Source organism: Maribacter sp. MJ134 (assembly GCF_003970695.1).
Lineage (GTDB): Bacteria > Bacteroidota > Bacteroidia > Flavobacteriales > Flavobacteriaceae > Maribacter.
This window is the reverse complement of the sequence record NZ_CP034570.1, coordinates 2,915,811-2,934,357: the sequence shown is the minus strand read 5'-3', so window position 1 is coordinate 2,934,357 and position 18,547 is coordinate 2,915,811. Positions and strand designations below refer to the sequence as shown.

Below are 18,547 nucleotides of genomic sequence, written 5' to 3'. Positions count from 1 at the left end.
CTAAAGGGGTCCCTTTTTATTGCCTTAATTTTCCCTTTTGTTTTTGAACTAAAGACTTTAAATTTTGCTGCGCCGCTTCAATAGCAGTATTTAAGCTTTCATCGGAACCAGTATGCAAATCCCTTACCGTTTCCATAGTTTTATGATACCAATCTTCCCAAGCACTCAGTATTTTTATTTGTTCTTTGAAATTGGAATTTTTGGCCATTGCCGCCTTGCTCAGTTCAAATTCTATCGCTAGCCTGTTTGTTGCGGCGATTTCTATATTCTTTAGAACGGCTAGTGCTGTAGATTTATCTGCATTCAATAAGGTAAGAGCGCTTGCTATTGCTGCTGTTCCAACATTTTTAAGCGTCTCTTTGGAAACCTTGTCCAAACGATCATTATCCGTGTGATAAAATTGATCCGTGAAGTGCCAAAGTAATAGTCCAGGAATATCGGCATCTAGAAATGGTATATGGTCACTACCGCCTTCAAAAGGATTGGTATTTACTTCCCAATTCGCATATGCCCCTTGTTTTTCAAAATTATTGATAATAAAATCGTTAAGGTAATGTGGTTTCATTTCGGCTAGGGATAAAACTTCGCCGCCCCATTCTGAATGTTTGTCATTACCCCTAGTCCAAATAGCACTTGGGTCGGGCATTTTTTCAATTAAGAACGAACCTCCCGTTAGAGCCGTGTTTTCTCCTACCATATCCAGACTTATACCCCATTTGATACCCGTAGCTCTTTTTTTATCCTCTAGGATATATCGTCGGGTAGAAATAATTTCATCTCCCCATAAGAAGGTCATGGTGCGACCAAGGTCTATTTTTTTCTCTTGAAACAGTTTTGCCGCCAAGGTGGCCATTTCTAACTGTACCCCAACACCGGTAGCATTATCGTTGGCGCCCGGTTCCTGAATGTGTGCGCTAAAAACCAGGCGTTCATCGGGTTGGGTTTTGCCTTTGATGTTAGCTACTACGGTCAGTTCTTCAGAGGGATAGATTTTGGTTTGTATGACCACTTTAGCCCTAGTGCTTCCTTTTTCTAATTTCGTTTTTAATCTTTGGTTGGCCGCATGGGACAAAGCAATGCCCCAAAGTTTTGTTTTCTTTTGGTTCGGCAGACTCCTAAACTGAATGGAGGTCGTGTTTTTTTCTGGCTGTAGATAGGATGGGTTATTATAGGTTACTATTCCCAATGCGCCTTCGGCAACCATCTTTTCATAAAATTTACCCGCGCGGGACTCGGTATAGACAATTTTCCCTTTGATGCTGCTCTTGGTATCGGTGTCTAAATTCACTATTTCAGCAGTAACCCCTTCTTTTGGAGTAGAAGCAGAATTGAGATAGGTCATATTTCTATTGGTGGAGGAAAGGAGTAAGGGGTCCTTTTCCCCTTCAATATGGAGCGATGCCGAAACCGGTTCCCAAGTAGGGTTTGCCATGGCACGCTTTTCTATTCTGTAGGTGAGACGTTCCGTATCCGTTGCTTTATTTTCTAGAACATATCCTGATTTTTCTAAATGTTCTGCAATCCAATATACACTTTTATTAAAACCGGTATTGCCCGCCACCCGCCAGTATTGTTCTACAAAAGCAGTGGTTTCATAAGCCAGTTCTCCGTTGAACTCTGGACGAATTATTTTAAAATAGTCATCGGAAGTCGGTTGAGGAACCTGCTCTTGGGAACAGCCAAGGGTTAAAATCAAAAAACAGAGAAAAAATAGCTGCTTTTTCATATTATTTATTTTGTTAAGGGTTTACTCTTCCCATTTCCAATCGCCTCCAATCATTAGTTTTTCCTTCAAGTTATTGTCTATCATGAACTGCTTGGTTGTCTCGCTATCCATTTTAGTTGCAGGAAGTTTGGGCGCATCAGCAAGTGCGTACAACATCATGGTTCCAAAGCGTGAGGTGTTGGTTACATGGGTTTCATTAACTAGATTAAAGTCGTCACAATCGGAATGGTAGCAACCATAAATGGAACGGTCTAGATTACTATGAACCGATAGGATAGGAACACCTTCTAACATAAATGGCTGATGATCACTGTGCAATCCGGAACGATTGGAAAAGGTATTCTGATAAATGGTATCCTGTTGCTGTATGGCGGCCCCTAAATCTTTAAAAAATGCTTCATCCTCTAGTTTCCCCCCGGCATTCATGCCAATGGGATTTCCGGACATATCCAGGTTCATCATATATTTTATCTGCTCAATGGTATTATTTTTAATTGCTTCTTCCACGAGATAGGTAGACCCTAACAAACCTTGTTCTTCTCCCATGAACATGATGAATTTTACCGTCCTTTTAGGGTTCAGATTATTCGCCTTAAATGCCCTGGCAATATCCAGAACGGCAAAAGCACCGATACCGTTGTCTATGGCTCCCGTTGCCAAATCCCAAGAATCCAAATGCCCGCCGATGACAATTTCTTCTTCAGGTATTTCACTACCTTTTAAAGTTGCTACTACGTTCCTAGCTTTTATAATATCACTTTTATTGGTCATTTGAATATGCGCCGATATACTTTTATCCTTCAACTTTTCTTTTAAGGCCATACCATCTTCCATGCCAATGCATACCGCAGGAATGGGGATAAGTGCTCCCGTAACGGAAGCCGTTCCCGTTAGTAGCACTCCATTGGGCACTTGATTAATAATGATAACACCTCTCGCCCCATATTTCATAGCTAAAGAAGTTTTTTCGCTACGGTGCAGGTTGGTTAACCCCTCGGGGCTTCCTTCTAAAATATTAATATATATCAAGGATATTTTTCCTTTTACCGCTTCGGGGTCCGCTAAATAATCGGCCTCCAGTCCGTTGCCCATATCTACAATCTCGGCAGTAACCTCCGCTTTAATGGGAGAGTGTCCTAAGGTGACCACTTTAACAGGCGCTCCGTCTATTTCCAAAGCCACGGATTCCCTTGCCCAAGCCTCCACTTCAAAGGTTTGGTAGGCCACATCGTCAAAACCATACTCCTTGAATTTATTAAAAGTGTATTCTTCGGCTTTAGCCCCGTTTTCGGAACCCGTAAGTCTATGACCAATGGTTTCTGTAGCTTCCTTTAGCGTACTGTACACTTTTGCATTCTGTTTTATTTCAGTATCGATACGAGCAAAAAGTTCCGCTTGCGTTTCTTCTTTTTTTGTTTCGCCACAGGCGCTAAGAATACATGCGCATAGGATCAGGAGTGCCGTTTGTTTCATAAATGTGTGCTTTTTTTAAGATTGAAAAGTTCTAGTGAATGTCAGGATACTAAGATAGGCAAATCGGTAGAAGTGACCACTTCAATTTTATCGTGAAACCATTATTTCTTACCGCCTAAAATGATAAAGCAGTACTTAATTCTTAAATTTAGCATCAAACTGAATATTCATGAAATACGACCAAATCCCTAATTCACTTTTTATAAAGAACCGGAAGAAGTTCACGGCGCAAATGCGTCCAAAAAGCATAGCCGTTTTTAATTCCAACGATATCTATCCCATCAGTGCGGACAGCACCATGCCTTTTGAGCAACATCGGGATATTTTTTATCTAAGTGGAGCGGACCAAGAAGAAACGATTCTGCTACTGTTCCCGGATGCCATGGATAAAAAACACCGGGAAATACTCTTTGTTCGAGAAACAAACGAGCACATTGCCATTTGGGAAGGCGCAAAACTTACTAAGGAACAAGCGACTAAAGTATCTGGCATTGAAACGATTTATTGGCTATCTGATTTTGACAAGGTGTTTTTTGATTTGATGACGGAGGCAGAAACCATTTATTTTAACACCAACGAGCATTACCGCCAGGCAGTGGAAACACAGACCAGGGAAGACCGGTTTATTATAGATTGTAAAAAGAAATTCCCAGCACATACCGTCGCGAAAAGCAATCCCATTTTGCAAAAAATCAGAGGGGTAAAAGAGCCGGAGGAAATTGCTATGATGTTAACGGCCTGTTCCATTACGGAAAAAGGTTTCCGTAGATTGCTGGGATTCATAAGGCCAGGCGTTTGGGAATATGAAATCGAGGCGGAACTGTTGCACGAATTTATCCGAAACCGCTCTAAGGGATTTGCCTATTCGCCTATTATTGCCTCGGGGAACAATGCTAACGTGTTACATTATTTGGAGAACAATCAACAATGCCAATCTGGAGACCTTATTCTTATGGATGTAGCTGCAGAATATGCCAATTACTCAAGTGATCTAACACGTACCATTCCGGTAAACGGCAAATTCTCCAAACGTCAGAAAGAAGTATATAACGCGGTACTCCGCGTAAAGAATGAGGCGACTAAAATGCTGATACCCGGAACCATTTGGGCAGAATACCACAAAGAATGCGGAAAACTAATGACTTCGGAATTACTTGGTTTAGGTTTGTTGGATAAGGGAGATGTTCAAAATGAAGACCCCAATTGGCCTGCCTATAAAAAATACTTTATGCATGGAACCAGTCATCATATTGGTTTAAACACCCATGATTATGGCGAGTTAAAAACGCCAATGGAGGCGAATATGGTCTTTACGGTAGAGCCTGGAATTTATATTCCGGCAGAAAAGATGGGGGTTCGTTTGGAAGATGATGTGGTTATCCAAGAAAAAGGAGAACCCATTAACCTTATGGCTACCATTCCCATTGAAGTGGAGGAGATTGAGGAATTAATGGCGGATTAGTATACCATCATCAAGAAGTCATTTGGATTGTTTTATAGAAAGAACACGACTCTTTCGCACTATGATGTTCTCACGTTCATTGTATGCAGATGCTAAGAAATAAGAAAAGCGGCAATACTGCCGCTTTTCAACTAAAACACAACACCACAACCTAATTCTTTTTCATACCCTTTTCGTTCATCTTTTCTTTTTTAGCCATTTCTTCTTCCTTCATCATTTCTTTCTTTTTCATTTTAGATTTGTTGGCCATAGCCTCTTTTTTTTCCATGGTTACAGCTTCCTCTTTTTTCATCATAGCTTCTTTTTTCCTCTTTTCCTCTTTGGACATTGTCTCTGCCTTCATTGCTTTCTTCTTAGCTATTTTAGCCATTTTGTCTTTTTCTGTGATCTCTTTTTTCATCATTTTCTCCTCTTTGGCCATTTCTTTTTTCTCCATTTTATCTTGTGCGTTTGCCGAGAACGAAAATGCTATGGTCAAGACTACTAATGCGATTAACTTTTTCATGATTTTTATATTTTAAGTTTATAAATTATTACAAACCAAATGTAGTGGGCACTTCTGTAGATGTTGTAACAGAAGGATAAACTTTTAGAATTTTATCGTGATACTTTAATGATATTCTTAACGTGTTTCACAAGACTGACCCAATCCACAAGAAGTCAAGAGAAATTTATTGACCAATGAAAACTTATATCGTAAATTCAAGTTTTTAAAAACCATACCCGATGCGAATTCAAAATGTAACTGTAATTAGTCTTTTTCTTTTAATACTATCGGCCTGTAACGGCCCAAAAAACGAAACGGCTACCTTACTCATCTACGGTGGACCTATCTATACTGTGGACACGACCCAAACGCAGGTTGAAGCAGTTGCAACTAAGGGAGATAAAATTTTATTTGCGGGGACACTTGATGAAGCTGAGGTCTATAAAGATGAAAAAACGCAACTTATTGATTTAAAGGGCAAAACTATGACGCCCGGACTAATTGAAGGACATGGGCATTTTATGGGGCTAGGTTACAATGAACTGAATCTTGATTTGATGCACACGAAAAGCTATCAAGAGATAGTAGATGCCGTAGCCGAAAAGGTGAAAACGGCCGCTCCAGGAGAATGGATTATAGGTAGGGGCTGGCATCAAAGTAAATGGGATAAAATGCCCGAGGTAACCGTCAACGGATTTCAAACCCATGATTTACTCAGTGCCGTATCTCCAGACAACCCGGTATATCTTAAACACGCTAGTGGGCATGCCAGCTTTGCAAATGCAAAAGCCATGGAAATAGCAGGGTTACAAGTACTGTCGAAAGAAGGTATAGATAAGTTTAAAGTTGAAGGTGGAGAGGTAATGCGTGATGAGTTAGGAAGACCTACGGGGATTTTTAACGAAAGGGCCATGACGATTATTACAGAACATATCCCGGAAACCACAGCGGAAAAGGATAAAAAAGCTTTTGAATTGGCCGTGGCCGCTTGTCAAAGAAATGGAATTACTGGTTTCCACGATGCGGGAATAGGGAAAGAGACCATTGCTTTATATGAGCAAATGAAGGCCGAGGATAAAATGAAACTCAGAATCTATGCCATGCTTACAGGTTGGGATAAAGAATTGTTAGGAGAATGGTATGAAAAAGGACCCATGATAGATCCAGAACATTTGGTTACTATACGTTCCGTAAAACTAAACTGTGACGGTGCATTGGGTTCCCGTGGGGCATGGCTTTTAGAACCTTATACGGACAGACCGGGCCATTTTGGACACGAAACACTTCCTATGGAATTTGTAAAGGAAACCGCTTTGAACGGACTTCGAAATGGCTTTCAGGTTTGCGCCCACGCTATTGGCGATAGGGCCAATAGAGAAATACTGAATCGGTATGAAGCGGCTTTTACTGAATTACCCGATACGACCAAAGACCATAGATTCCGTATTGAACATGCCCAACACTTGCATCCGGATGATATACCACGTTTTGCAGAATTACAGGTAATTCCTGCGATGCAAGCCGTACATATGTCGTCCGATAGACCTTGGGCCATAGACCGCCTTGGAGAAAAACGCATTAAGGAAGGCGCCTATATGTGGCAAACTTTATTGCAAAGTGGCATTCCTATTGTTAACGGAACGGATGTGCCTGTAGAACCTTTAAATCCTATAGCCAGTCTGTACGCCAGCGTAAGTCGTAAAACTTTAAAAGGTACACCCGAAGGGGGTTATGAACCTGAACAAAAAATGACAAGAGCCCAGGCTTTACGGTCGTATACCTTGGACGCTGCCTACGGTGCTTTTGAGGAGGATATTAAAGGGTCGATTACGGCGGGCAAGTTGGCAGATTTCACTATTTATAACCAAGATCTTATGACCGTCGCCGAGGATAAGTTTTTGAATACCGAAGTAGTGATGACCATTTTTAATGGAGAAGTGGTCTATAAGAAGGAGTAATGGATTATATAGTCCTTTTGGCATTACTTATCAAATTCATAATAATAAAAACTGTTACAGCGGGTAATACCCATCCTAGGCTAAAGGTGCTCAAGGGAATATAGTCTTGGAGGTTTGAAACCGCTTCTGCGAGGCCAATCGTGGCTAAAAAATCTGGAATGCTAAAAATCATAGTCGTAATCACTACAGCTTTGAATACTTTGGCAGATGCTAATTTCTCGGGCAGAACATTCAGTAGTATCAGTATGATAGTAATAGGATAGATGAACATTAAAGCGGGAATGGCAATGACAACGATAGCGTGAAAATTTAACTGACCTATCAACACCCCGATACAACAAGCCACTATTCCCGTGATAATATAGGCCTTTTGTGACCCCTTGAAGAGTCCCTTAAAATAGTCCGCAGTACCTGTAACGATGCCAACAGCAGTAGTAAAACAAGCGAGTGCAATTAGCATACTCAAGACCTTGTTTCCAAAAGCTCCTAACGAAGCAATGCTAATTCCACGAAGGAGATTGGCCCGTTGCATATCGTTGCTTAGGGCATTATCAATTTGAATATCAGAACCAAAAAAAGAACCTACAGAAATTAAACCTGCATATATTAGAAGCAACCCCAAACCGGCAATAAAACCAGATTTACGTATCATTTCCTTTTTTGCCTCAAAGGAAGTTAGTCCCTTTAGATTCAATGATATAATAACTACAGCTCCAACGACTACGGCACCGATGGCATCAAAAGTTTGATAACCTTCTAGAATTCCGCTGACCACGGGAGCATCAAAAGAAGATACGTTCATTAGTCCATCAGAAGTGAACAAACCGATTCCTATTACGCCGAAAAGCATAATAACAATAAGAGGTGTTAAGAACTTACCGATGAAATTCAATATTTTAGAACGGTTCAGAACAAATACCAGAACCAGAGCAAAATAAATGCCGCTGGTCAATAACGGACTCGTACCAAACACGGGATGTATGGCCATTTCATGTGTTGCAGAGGCCGTTCTTGGAGAAGGTATGGTAATAGAAATAAGATAAACGATAATGCAATAAACCGTACTGAATGTGGGAGACACTTTTTTTCCAAAGTCGTACATCGTGCCTTGCAGTCTGGCGTGTGCCAAAATTCCAAGAATAGGAATAACCACTGCCGTTATCATAAAACCAAAGGTTACCCACATCCAATCTTCTCCTGCATTATAACCTAAAAGCGGAGGCAGTAGGAGGTTACCCGCCCCAAAAAAAAGGGAGAATAAGGCAAAAGCTGTGACTAGGGTTTCTTTGGTGTTGGTCATGTTAAACAAATAAGCGGAAAGATAAATGAAAAATAAGAAATACGATTTTTAAAAATGGCTTACCTCTGTTTTTTAAAGGTTAACCACAAAAATTGTCTACATCACAACAAATTATAGTTCAGATGATTAAAAAGATATACTTTAGAAAAGTAATTAAGAACCCAGTTGTTCTTTAAATTAGAATCATCAAAAACAGTAATAGAAAACCCTAGCATTTATCGATTCCCCAAATCGTACCTATGCACCTAAAAAAACCCTACAACATGAAAAAAATATTCTGTAATATTTTTGGCCACCACTACTCAGTTTCTAAGAAAGTTACTTCCCATATTAAAGAATACAAATGCATACATTGCAGTAAGCAAGTTACTACCGATGTTAGTGGTAACCTATCTATTCTTACTCCTGAACTTCAGGATATCAACAGAACTTTAGAACATATTTATCAAAGAAGACATAACGCACAACAAGTAGCGTAATCGTTTTATTTTTCAATGCCATAAATTCCACTCCCATGGCTGGTTATGGAATTTACTAACTATTCCTGGAAACAAAGTAAGCACCTTTTGTCTTAACTGTCGTACGCCCCACAACGGTAAGTAGAGATTGCTCTTTTTTCCAGGATTTTTATTTGATAATCGCAATTTATAATGCGCCGATGCTTAGGTGGAAGCAGAAGTTGGCGTTCCATCCAATGTCTCGTAGGCACACCTCGGGGTTATTTACTTTTAAGAATTATCGAACGAATTCCATCCTTGAGCCGTCAACGGAATTTTAGTTTCCGCCCTCGTAATTAAATTAGCACCTTGATCAGCGTTGGTCATATGACCGATTACCGTTAAGTTCGGATTTCCTTTTATTTTGTCAAAGTCGGATTGGTCAATGGTAAATAAGAGTTCATAATCTTCACCTCCACTTAAGGCTACCATGGTACTGTCCATATGAAACTCTTCACAGCTGGATATTACCGTTGGGTCCAAGGGAATTTTATCTTCATATAGATTACAACCTACCGTACTGTTCTTGCAGAGATGTAAAATCTCAGAAGAAAGACCATCGCTGATATCAATCATGGAAGTAGGAAGCACATCTAATTTTTGAAGTAGCGTTATCATATCCTTGCGTGCCTCTGGTTTTAATTGGCGTTCTATGATGTAGGAATAGGGGTCTAAATCTGGCTGACTGTTGGGATTTACTTTGAATACCTCTTTCTCCCGCTCTAAAACCTGAAGCCCCATATAGGCACCGCCTAGATCACCGGTTACTACCAGTAAGTCGTTTGCTTTGGCTCCCGAACGGTACGTAATGTCCTTCTCTTCTGCTTCACCGATTGCGGTAACACTAAGTAGCATTCCTGTTTTGGAAGATGTGGTATCGCCACCTATTAAATCAACACCATAGGTTTTGCATGCCAGGCGTATTCCTGCATAAAGTTCTTCCAACGCCTCTAAAGGAAACCGATTAGAAACCGCAAGGGAAACCGTTATTTGTGTGGCCATGGCATTCATGGCATAAATGTCCGACAGGTTGACCATGACGGCCTTGTAACCCAAATGCTTCAAGGGCATATAACTGAGGTCAAAATGAATGCCCTCTATTAATAGATCTGTTGAGACAACGGTTTTTTTTGAATTGAAATCCAATACGGCCGCATCATCTCCAATAGCCTTTATTGTGGATTTATGATGAACAGGATAGTCTTTTGTAAGATGTGCTATCAAACCAAATTCCCCTAATTTTTCCAATGATGTTTTTTCCCTATTCTTATCTTCTATCATATTGCAAAAATAAGCACTAAACTTAAATTCAAAGTATTAAAAAACTGAAGCTTTGGGCTTCAGTTTTTTAAATGACATAGGGGATATCCTTATCCTAATGTATAACCATTCCTGTAATTTCGTTTCACGAATTTATTGGCAGGTTCAAAATTAGTTACTTTCATGTTTTCGGCATCCCACCGTAAACGTTTTCTTCCGTAGTACTGTTTGCCGCCTCCCCAGAAACTTTTGTTTTCTGCTGCGGGATCTACCTCAAAATAGGATTTAAGGGCCAAGTTTCCAATTAGGATACTTTCTGTAAACGGTCCTGCATAATCAAAAGAAGAACTTGTTTCAGCATTGCCATAACCGGCCATACAAGCATTTACCCATTGTAAATAGTGTCCCTCTGGAACACGGGCTATCGTTTCCTCTACCTCGAACTGTTCATTAAGTGATAAGGGTAACAACCTTGGATTGGCTCCGTAACAGTCCGCCATTAGCTTTCCTTTATCTCCAATGAATAGCACACCGCCATCCCAGTTGCCCAAAGCTTCGTCATCTCCTAATTCCTCTGGTCTTTCAGGTAAAAGTCCACCGTCCATCCAAGATACTTTTATAGTGCCCTTCCCATCCGTTCTGGGATAGCTTAGGTGTATTTTGCTGGAGTTCGGAAAGCTTTTTGGATAATCCTTATATTGAAAATTACCGCTAAAAGAATCAGAGACGCTGCACTCAACAGCGTTTGGATATAAAATTGGGAGTATTCTATAAACGGGATCCATAATATGACAGGCCATATCCCCGAGGGCACCTGTTCCAAAATCTGACCATCCTCTCCAATCAAAAGGGAGATACGCATTATTATAATCGCGCATTTCAGCAGTACCCAACCAAAGATCCCAATTGAGGCCTTTTGGTATTTTATCTTTTTTTACAGGAGTTTGCAGGGCTTGTGGCCAAATAGCTCTGTTGGTCCAGCATTTTACCGTATGTACATCCCCTATAATTCCGGTATCATAAATTTCTTTCATTTTTCTTACGCCATCACCAGAACCTCCCTGGTTACCCATTTGCGTAACTACTTTAAATTCTTTGGCTGCTTCGGTCAACATTCTAGCCTCCCAAATATCATGGGTCAGTGGCTTTTGCACATAAACGTGTTTGCCCATTTGCATGGCTTTATACGCTGCAACGGCGTGGTTGTGATCCGGAGTAGAAACCGAGACGGCATCGATATTGTCTCTCTCCTTGTCCAACATTTTCCTAAAATCATTGTAGTAGCTAGCTTTTGGAAATGCTTCCCGTGATTTTACCGCTTGTCTATCATCTACATCACATAACGCCACAATATTTACATTGGGACTTTCTGCGAAAGAAGCAATATCACTGTGGCCCTTTCCTCCGGCGCCAATACCGGCAATGTTCAACATATCACTTGGGGCAACATACCCTTGTCCGCCTAAGACATGTCTTGGTACGATCATAAAACCTGCGGCGGCAGCGGTAGTTTTCTTTACAAAGGACCTTCTGGAGGTATTTTTTAAAATGAAATTTTTGTTAGACATAGAAGAATTAAATTAAAGTTGTTCGTTTAGGGGCATTAAGATAATCTAAATAACTTGAACTCTAAGAGCATGTGTTAGAGATATTTTAGTTCTGGTGATACTTTAACCCTGCATTATAAAAGGGTTTTCATAATTTTCGTGATGAATTAGAAGAGATTTTATCTCGTATCTTTACGTAAGGGTACAATTATTGATATGATGAGTCACATGAAACTACTACGACTTTTTTCTTTGCTATTGGTTATTTCTTCTTGTTCCGTAAATGAAGTGCTTGATGATCTTGAAGTAATCGAGAATCCTGAAATTCCAGAAGCTACTATGAACGAAACGCCGTGCGAAAATGGTATGGCCGGTGATTTTCCTTGTAGCGGATATGATCTAGTGGGAAGAATACCGATAAGCACCTTTCAAGCGCAATCCGGTAATGATATTTGGGGGTGGACAGATACTACCACCGGTAAGGAATACGCACTTATGGGATTGGATAATGGCATAGCTTTCATAGATGTCTCTGATTCGGAATACTTAGTTTATTTAGGGAAGTTGCCTACGGCCACCTCTTCAAGTTCTTGGAGAGACATCAAAGTATATCAAGACCATGCTTATATCGTGGCAGAGGCAAATAATCATGGGGTTCAGGTTTTTGATTTAACAAGATTAAGAAATGTAGCAAATGCTCCGCAGACTTTTTCGGAGGACGGTAGATATACCGCTATTGGTAATGCCCATAATATCGTAATTAATGAAGAGAGCGGTTTTGCTTACCCTGTTGGTACGGATCGCAATGATGTTTTTAATGGTGGTGTTCACTTCTTAGATTTGCAAAACCCTAAGGTGCCTATTGCTGCAGGTGGATGGGGCGAAAACGGTTATACCCATGATGCACAGGTGGTCACTTATACGGGACCGGATGCGGACTATGCGGGTACCGAAATTTTTGTGGGAGCTAATGAAGACCAAGTAGTGGTGGTAGATGTATCAAATAAAAATAATCCTATGGAACTTGCTACCTTACCTTATCCCAATATTGGGTATACCCATCAGGGATGGTTTACGGAGGATCAGCGCTATTTTATCCTAGGCGACGAGCTGGATGAGGTGAATTCTGGCTTTAGATCTAGAACGCTTGTTTTTGATATGACCGATTTGGACAATCCCGTGTTACACGATACCTATCTTGGTCCTACAAGCGCTATTGACCATAACGGCTATGTTTTAGGGAATGAGTTTTTCCTTGCAAATTATACCGCCGGAGTCCGCGTTTTGGATATTTCACAGATTGAAGGGAAGAATATTTCTGAAATAGGTTTTTTTGACACCTATCCTAGTGACGACAATACCCTATTTGACGGGGTTTGGAGTGTGTATCCTTACTTTGAAAGTGGAAAAATATTGGTAAGTGATATTAATGGCGGTTTCTTTATAATTAAAAAATCCAACTAAGACCATGAAAAAACTTCTCCTTGTTTTTATGGTGTTTGCCGTATTTTCTTGCTCAAGAGAAGAGGCAAATATAGATTTTGATCTGCCGGCTAACCAGTTCTTTGGAGAATTGGAGTGGATAAAAAGTTTTGGAGGAACAGGTGAAGAAACAGCGCAGGCTGTAATAGAAACAGCAGACGGCGGGTATGCAATTCTAGGTTATACCAATAGTACTGACGGAGATATTCAAAATAAATCATTGAACGTTAACGATTATTGGCTTTTAAAACTGGATGCAGACGGCAATTTACAATGGAACAAGACCTATGGGGGTAGTAAGGATGACAGGGGGCAAAGCTTGGTACAGACGCTTGATGGTGGTTATGCTCTAACGGGTTATGCTATGAGCGATGATGGAGACGGTTCTGTTAATAATGGATTTCACGATAATTGGGTATTAAAATTAGATGCTTCGGGGACTATAGAATGGGAGAAGAGTTTTGGTTTTTCCGGTCACGATCATTCCTACGATATTTTACAAACTACCGATGGCGGCTATTTCTTTACGGGCTTTTTAGATATTACCTCTGCTAGAGCGGACGGAAATACAGAGAAGTCAGGGACATTGACCAGACATGGTGTAGGTGAATTTTGGGGAACCAGAATTAATAAAATAGGAGACGTGGAATGGCGGGGTTATTTTGGAGGAACTAACAATGATAGGGCACATGGTGTTGTGCAATCCGAAGATCTTGGTTTTGTAATGGCCGGTTTTTCCGAGAGCAATGATTTTGATATCAGCAATACGCAGGGAAGTTATGATTTTTGGCTAGTAAAGGTAGATGATAAAGGGAATATGCTATGGGAACGTTCTTTTGGAGGTTCCGGAATAGAAATTGCCTATGATATTGCTAAAACCGATGATAACGCATATGTTGTTGTTGGCAATACTTTTAGTACTGACGGGGATATTTCAGCAACCAAAGGGGAATCGGATATTTGGCTTATTAAAGTTGATGATGCTGGGCGTTTAATTTGGGAAAAATCTTTTGGTGGTTCCCAGTTTGATGCCGCTCAGGCCGTTACCCCAAGTAAAAATGGAGGATTTTTTGTAATTGGGAATTCTAAAAGTTCCGATGCGGACACTACTGAAAACGCAGGTGAAAACGATATTTGGATAATAAAAATCGACGCTGAAGGCAATCTCGTCTGGCAAAAATCTTTTGGTGGCGACAATATCGATTTTGGATTTGATATTGTGGAAAACTCAGATGGCAGTGTACTATTGGTCGGTGAAACTTCAAGCACAAACTTTCCTTCCTTGACAACAAAGGGTAAATCGGACCTTGTAGTGATTAAAGTGAAATAGCACTTCAAATGATATGGATAGAAAAACCCTATCCCGATATACGTTATAATAATGTTAGGTTTTGTAATAAAAACGTACTTATGACTTATATTTGTAAACTATTTAGACCAAATCCAATTAAGAAATGATTCAAGTATCGGAAACGGCAAAATTGAAGGTCATCAACCTCATGACAGAAGAAGGTTTTGACGCAACTAAAGATTACGTTCGCGTAGGTGTAAAGAGTGGTGGATGCAGTGGATTGTCCTACGAACTGGACTTTGATGATAAAATGGCAGAAACCGATAAGGTTTTTGAAGATAACGATGTACGTATCATCGTAGATAAAAAGAGCTTTTTATATCTCGTAGGAACGGTGTTGGAGTATTCCGGTGGTTTGAACGGTAAAGGATTTGTTTTTAACAACCCCAATGCACAGCGAACTTGCGGTTGTGGAGAGAGTTTTTCATTGTAGGGAAGTTAAAAAGAGAAGGAGTTAAAAAATAGTAAAGGTAGAATGTATAAGTCGTTTGAAGATTTAGATGTTTATCAAGCGGCAATAGTTTTTACAGGTAAGGTTTATGTGTTGCTTAAAAAGCAACCGTTAAAAAGTGATTTTGCAATGGTTGACCAAATAAGGCGAGCAACCATTTCAATTTCGAATAATATAGCGGAAGGATTTGAAAGAGAAACAGACAAAGAATTAATACGATATCTTTATTTTTCTAAGGGTTCAGCTGGCGAAGTAAGGAGTCTTTTCAATGTAATGTTGGAGATTAATTATTTTGAAAAAGAAGAATTAAAAGAATATAAGAACGAGGTTTTGAATATTTCAAAACAACTTGCTAATTACATCAAGTTTGTTAAAAAGAGAATGGTATAATTTTTACTCTTTCCCTTTTTAACTTCTTAATTAGAAAAGACATGGCATATACTGAAGAGGAGTTAAAGAAAGAACTGGAAACCAAAGAATACGAATATGGTTTCTACACAGATTTAAAGTCAGATACCTTTCCGAAAGGTTTGAGTGAAGATATTGTTCGTGCTATATCCAAAAAGAAAAACGAACCGGAGTGGATGACAGAATGGCGACTAGATGCATACCGTATCTGGGAAGGCATGGAAGAACCCGAGTGGGCCAACGTACGTTATGAAAAACCGGATTTTCAGGCTATAAGCTATTATTCCGCTCCCAAAAAAGCGGACCCTAATAAAACTCTGGACGATGTAGACCCTGAGCTGTTGGCCATGTACAAGAAATTAGGAATTTCCGTAGATGAGCAAAAGAAGTTACAGAACGTTGCGGTAGACATTGTGGTAGATTCGGTCTCAGTAGCAACTACATTTCAAAAAACATTAGCTGAAAAGGGTATTATTTTCATGCCTATTTCGGAAGCCATACAAGAGCACCCAGAACTGGTTAAAAAATACATGGGTACGGTTGTTCCCAAAAAAGATAATTTTTATGCTGCTTTAAATTCTGCCGTTTTCACCGATGGGTCTTTCTGTTATATTCCTAAAGGCGTAAGATGCCCCATGGAATTATCTACCTATTTTAGAATTAACGAAGGTGGTACCGGTCAGTTTGAGCGTACTTTGGTCATCGCAGATGAAAGTAGTTATGTCAGTTATTTGGAGGGTTGTACGGCACCATCCCGTGATGAGAATCAACTGCATGCTGCGGTAGTGGAGCTTATTGCGCTAGATGATGCGGAAATCAAATATTCTACGGTACAGAACTGGTTTCCAGGAAATGCCGAAGGAAAAGGGGGTGTCTACAATTTCGTAACAAAGCGCGGTATCTGTGAGAACAACGCTAAAATTTCTTGGACACAGGTAGAAACAGGTTCTGCGGTAACATGGAAATACCCTTCCTGTATTTTAAAAGGGAATAATGCCGTTGGAGAATTTTATTCCATTGCCGTAACCAATAATTACCAGCAAGCGGACACTGGGACTAAAATGATCCACTTAGGAAAAAACACAAAAAGTACCATTATATCAAAAGGTATTTCTGCCGGAAAATCTCAAAATAGTTATAGAGGTTTGGTGCAGATCGGTTCTAGGGCAGAAAACGCCCGTAATTTTTCACAGTGCGATTCGCTTCTAATGGGTAATGAATGTGGCGCACACACCTTCCCATACATTGAAGCTAAGAACAAGTCGGCCCAAATAGAACATGAGGCTACGACAAGTAAAATTGGTGAAGACCAAATTTTTTATTGCAATCAGAGAGGAATCGATACTGAAAAAGCTATAGCGCTTATTGTGAACGGATTTAGTAAGGAGGTATTGAACAAACTTCCTATGGAGTTTGCCGTAGAGGCCCAAAAATTATTGGAGATCAGTTTAGAAGGTTCTGTAGGGTAATTAATTTGAAAATGAAAAAAGCACTAGTTATACTTGCGATATCTTTTACTTTTTTTTCTTGTAAAGAGGTAAAAAAGGAAGAAAGGAAAGCTGAAATAGTAAAACCCGAACTGAAGCTCTACACTTTTAGCGGTGGAACCGTAATGGTTAATAATCTGGAGTTATTTTCTCAAGATACTACGTACCAAGGTCAGACCAAAGAATTTGCGGATCCATTTTATGTTATTAGCCATCCTCAGGGAAATCTAATGTGGGACGCAGGCTTGCCAGAAATGTTAGTTCCCATGCCAGAACCCTATACAGATCCAAGCGGTGCTTTTACCGTATCTAGAAAGGATTCGGTCGTGAATCAATTGAAAACAATAGGTATGACACCGGATGATATCACGTACCTAGGACTATCCCACACCCATTTTGATCATAGTGGTCACGCCAATGCCATTAGTAATGCCACTTGGCTGGTTCAAGGTTCAGAGTATGATATGATTACAAGTGAAGAAATCAGGAATAGCGAGAATGCAGGACTGTATGAGGCCATTAAAGAACTCAAAAACGTTAAAAAACTAAATGGAGATTTTGATGTATTTGGGGACGGTAGCGTTATTATTAAATCCATGCCAGGTCATACACCAGGGCATCAGGTTTTATTTTTGGATATGCCAGAGAATGGTCCCACATTGTTGACTGGAGATTTATATCACTTATATGAAAATAGGGAACACAAGAGGGTTCCAAGTTTTAACTTCGATGTAGAGCAAACCCTATCCAGTATGGATGCGTTTGAAGCTTTAGCGAAGGAGAAAAATGCGAAAGTATACTTACAGCATCAAAAAGAAGATTTTAATAAAATGCCTAAGGCACCAAAATATTTAAACTAGTAGCTAATGTTGACGATTAAAGATTTACATGCTCAAGTAGAGGATAAAGAGATTTTAAAAGGAATAAACCTAGAAGTTAAAGCGGGTGAAGTACACGCAATAATGGGTCCCAACGGTTCTGGAAAAAGTACGTTGGCTTCTGTTATCGCAGGGAAAGAAGAATTTGAGGTAACTCAAGGTTCTGTTTCATTGAACGGTGAGGATTTGGAAGATGTTGCTCCGGAAGAAAGAGCACATAAGGGCGTGTTTCTTTCGTTTCAATATCCTGTGGAAATTCCGGGCGTGTCCGTAACAAACTTCATGAAGACGGCCATTAACGAGTCTAGAAAGGCAAGAGGCCTGGAAGATATGCCGGCCAATGAGATGTTAAAGCTAATTCGTGAGAAATCAGAGTTGTTAGAGATAGACAGAAAGTTTCTTTCACGTTCTTTAAACCAAGGTTTTTCCGGAGGAGAGAAAAAAAGAAACGAAATTTTTCAAATGGCAATGTTAGAACCTAAGGTGGCCATCTTGGACGAAACGGATTCCGGTTTGGACATAGACGCTCTAAGAATTGTGGCGAACGGGGTGAATAAATTAAAGAGTAAGGATAACGCGGTAATCGTTATTACACACTATCAAAGACTTTTAGATTATATAGTTCCTGATTTTGTTCACGTACTACATAACGGTAAAATTGTAAAATCTGGAGGTAAGGAATTGGCACTGGAACTAGAGGAGAAAGGATACGATTGGATTAAGCAAGAGGCTGCCGTTTAGGGGTAACCCGTGATTTTTCTGCAAATTGAAAATTAAAAA

At 40.0% G+C, this 18,547-nt stretch carries 16 protein-coding genes; 10 read left to right on the top strand and 6 right to left on the bottom strand.

The annotated features are described in order from the left end of the window. Nucleotides 1-16 precede the first annotated feature (16 nt). The gene (locus EJ994_RS12650) at nucleotides 17-1,726 is read right to left on the bottom strand and encodes a M28 family peptidase (RefSeq protein ID WP_126592828.1); all 1,710 of its coding nucleotides are present in this window, start codon (nucleotides 1,724-1,726) and stop codon (nucleotides 17-19) included. Nucleotides 1,727-1,747: 21 nt separating this feature from the next. Beyond that, nucleotides 1,748-3,199: a M20/M25/M40 family metallo-hydrolase gene (locus EJ994_RS12645; protein WP_126592827.1), complete on the bottom strand. Its 1,452-nt coding sequence runs from the start codon at nucleotides 3,197-3,199 to the stop codon at nucleotides 1,748-1,750. Between the two features lie 169 nt (nucleotides 3,200-3,368). On the opposite strand from EJ994_RS12645, the gene EJ994_RS12640 reads away from it, so the two are divergent. Further along, nucleotides 3,369-4,661, top strand: a complete 1,293-nt coding sequence (locus tag EJ994_RS12640; protein ID WP_126592826.1) for an aminopeptidase P family protein — start codon at nucleotides 3,369-3,371, stop codon at nucleotides 4,659-4,661. Between the two features lie 151 nt (nucleotides 4,662-4,812). Here the strand turns inward: EJ994_RS12640 and EJ994_RS12635 are convergent, their stop codons facing one another. Next, nucleotides 4,813-5,166: a hypothetical protein gene (locus EJ994_RS12635; RefSeq protein WP_126592825.1), complete on the bottom strand. Its 354-nt coding sequence runs from the start codon at nucleotides 5,164-5,166 to the stop codon at nucleotides 4,813-4,815. 221 nt (nucleotides 5,167-5,387) lie between these two features. Here EJ994_RS12635 and EJ994_RS12630 point away from each other — a divergent pair, with 221 nt between their 5' ends. Beyond that, nucleotides 5,388-7,106: an amidohydrolase gene (locus EJ994_RS12630; protein WP_126592824.1), complete on the top strand. Its 1,719-nt coding sequence runs from the start codon at nucleotides 5,388-5,390 to the stop codon at nucleotides 7,104-7,106. Between the two features lie 4 nt (nucleotides 7,107-7,110). On the opposite strand, the gene brnQ is transcribed toward EJ994_RS12630, so the two are convergent. Continuing rightward, nucleotides 7,111-8,406: a branched-chain amino acid transport system II carrier protein gene (brnQ, locus tag EJ994_RS12625; RefSeq protein ID WP_126592823.1), complete on the bottom strand. Its 1,296-nt coding sequence runs from the start codon at nucleotides 8,404-8,406 to the stop codon at nucleotides 7,111-7,113. Nucleotides 8,407-8,669: 263 nt separating this feature from the next. Here brnQ and EJ994_RS12620 point away from each other — a divergent pair, with 263 nt between their 5' ends. Then, the gene (locus tag EJ994_RS12620) at nucleotides 8,670-8,885 is read left to right on the top strand and encodes a hypothetical protein (RefSeq protein ID WP_099573510.1); all 216 of its coding nucleotides are present in this window, start codon (nucleotides 8,670-8,672) and stop codon (nucleotides 8,883-8,885) included. 249 nt (nucleotides 8,886-9,134) lie between these two features. Here EJ994_RS12620 and thiL read toward each other — a convergent pair whose 3' ends face one another. Together thiL and EJ994_RS12610 are read right to left on the bottom strand one after the other, a co-directional pair. After that, the gene (thiL, locus tag EJ994_RS12615; protein WP_126592822.1) at nucleotides 9,135-10,184 is read right to left on the bottom strand and encodes a thiamine-phosphate kinase; all 1,050 of its coding nucleotides are present in this window, start codon (nucleotides 10,182-10,184) and stop codon (nucleotides 9,135-9,137) included. Between the two features lie 89 nt (nucleotides 10,185-10,273). Beyond that, entirely contained in the window at nucleotides 10,274-11,731 is a 1,458-nt protein-coding gene (locus EJ994_RS12610; protein WP_099573452.1) for a Gfo/Idh/MocA family protein, read from the bottom strand. Nucleotides 11,732-11,929: 198 nt separating this feature from the next. Between EJ994_RS12610 and EJ994_RS12605 the strand changes: the two genes are divergently transcribed. The 7 genes from EJ994_RS12605 (at nucleotide 11,930) to sufC (ending at nucleotide 18,508) form a co-directional block, all read left to right on the top strand. After that, nucleotides 11,930-13,174 (top strand): choice-of-anchor B family protein, encoded by a 1,245-nt coding sequence (locus EJ994_RS12605; protein WP_126593718.1) that lies wholly within the window; start codon nucleotides 11,930-11,932, stop codon nucleotides 13,172-13,174. A gap of 4 nt (nucleotides 13,175-13,178) precedes the next feature. Next, a complete protein-coding gene (locus tag EJ994_RS12600) occupies nucleotides 13,179-14,522 on the top strand; it encodes a hypothetical protein (RefSeq protein ID WP_126592821.1) in 1,344 nt (447 codons plus the stop codon). Nucleotides 14,523-14,646: 124 nt separating this feature from the next. Beyond that, complete coding sequence (locus EJ994_RS12595) at nucleotides 14,647-14,976, top strand: HesB/IscA family protein (RefSeq protein WP_126592820.1); 330 nt, start codon at nucleotides 14,647-14,649, stop codon at nucleotides 14,974-14,976. 42 nt (nucleotides 14,977-15,018) lie between these two features. Beyond that, a complete protein-coding gene (locus EJ994_RS12590; protein WP_126592819.1) occupies nucleotides 15,019-15,384 on the top strand; it encodes a four helix bundle protein in 366 nt (121 codons plus the stop codon). A gap of 41 nt (nucleotides 15,385-15,425) precedes the next feature. Then, nucleotides 15,426-16,871, top strand: coding sequence for a Fe-S cluster assembly protein SufB (sufB, locus tag EJ994_RS12585; protein ID WP_126592818.1), 1,446 nt, complete (start codon nucleotides 15,426-15,428; stop codon nucleotides 16,869-16,871). 11 nt (nucleotides 16,872-16,882) lie between these two features. Next, nucleotides 16,883-17,749 (top strand): N-acyl homoserine lactonase family protein, encoded by an 867-nt coding sequence (locus tag EJ994_RS12580; RefSeq protein WP_126592817.1) that lies wholly within the window; start codon nucleotides 16,883-16,885, stop codon nucleotides 17,747-17,749. 6 nt (nucleotides 17,750-17,755) lie between these two features. Then, the gene (sufC, locus tag EJ994_RS12575; protein ID WP_126592816.1) at nucleotides 17,756-18,508 is read left to right on the top strand and encodes a Fe-S cluster assembly ATPase SufC; all 753 of its coding nucleotides are present in this window, start codon (nucleotides 17,756-17,758) and stop codon (nucleotides 18,506-18,508) included. The last annotated feature ends 39 nt before the right edge of the window (nucleotides 18,509-18,547 follow it).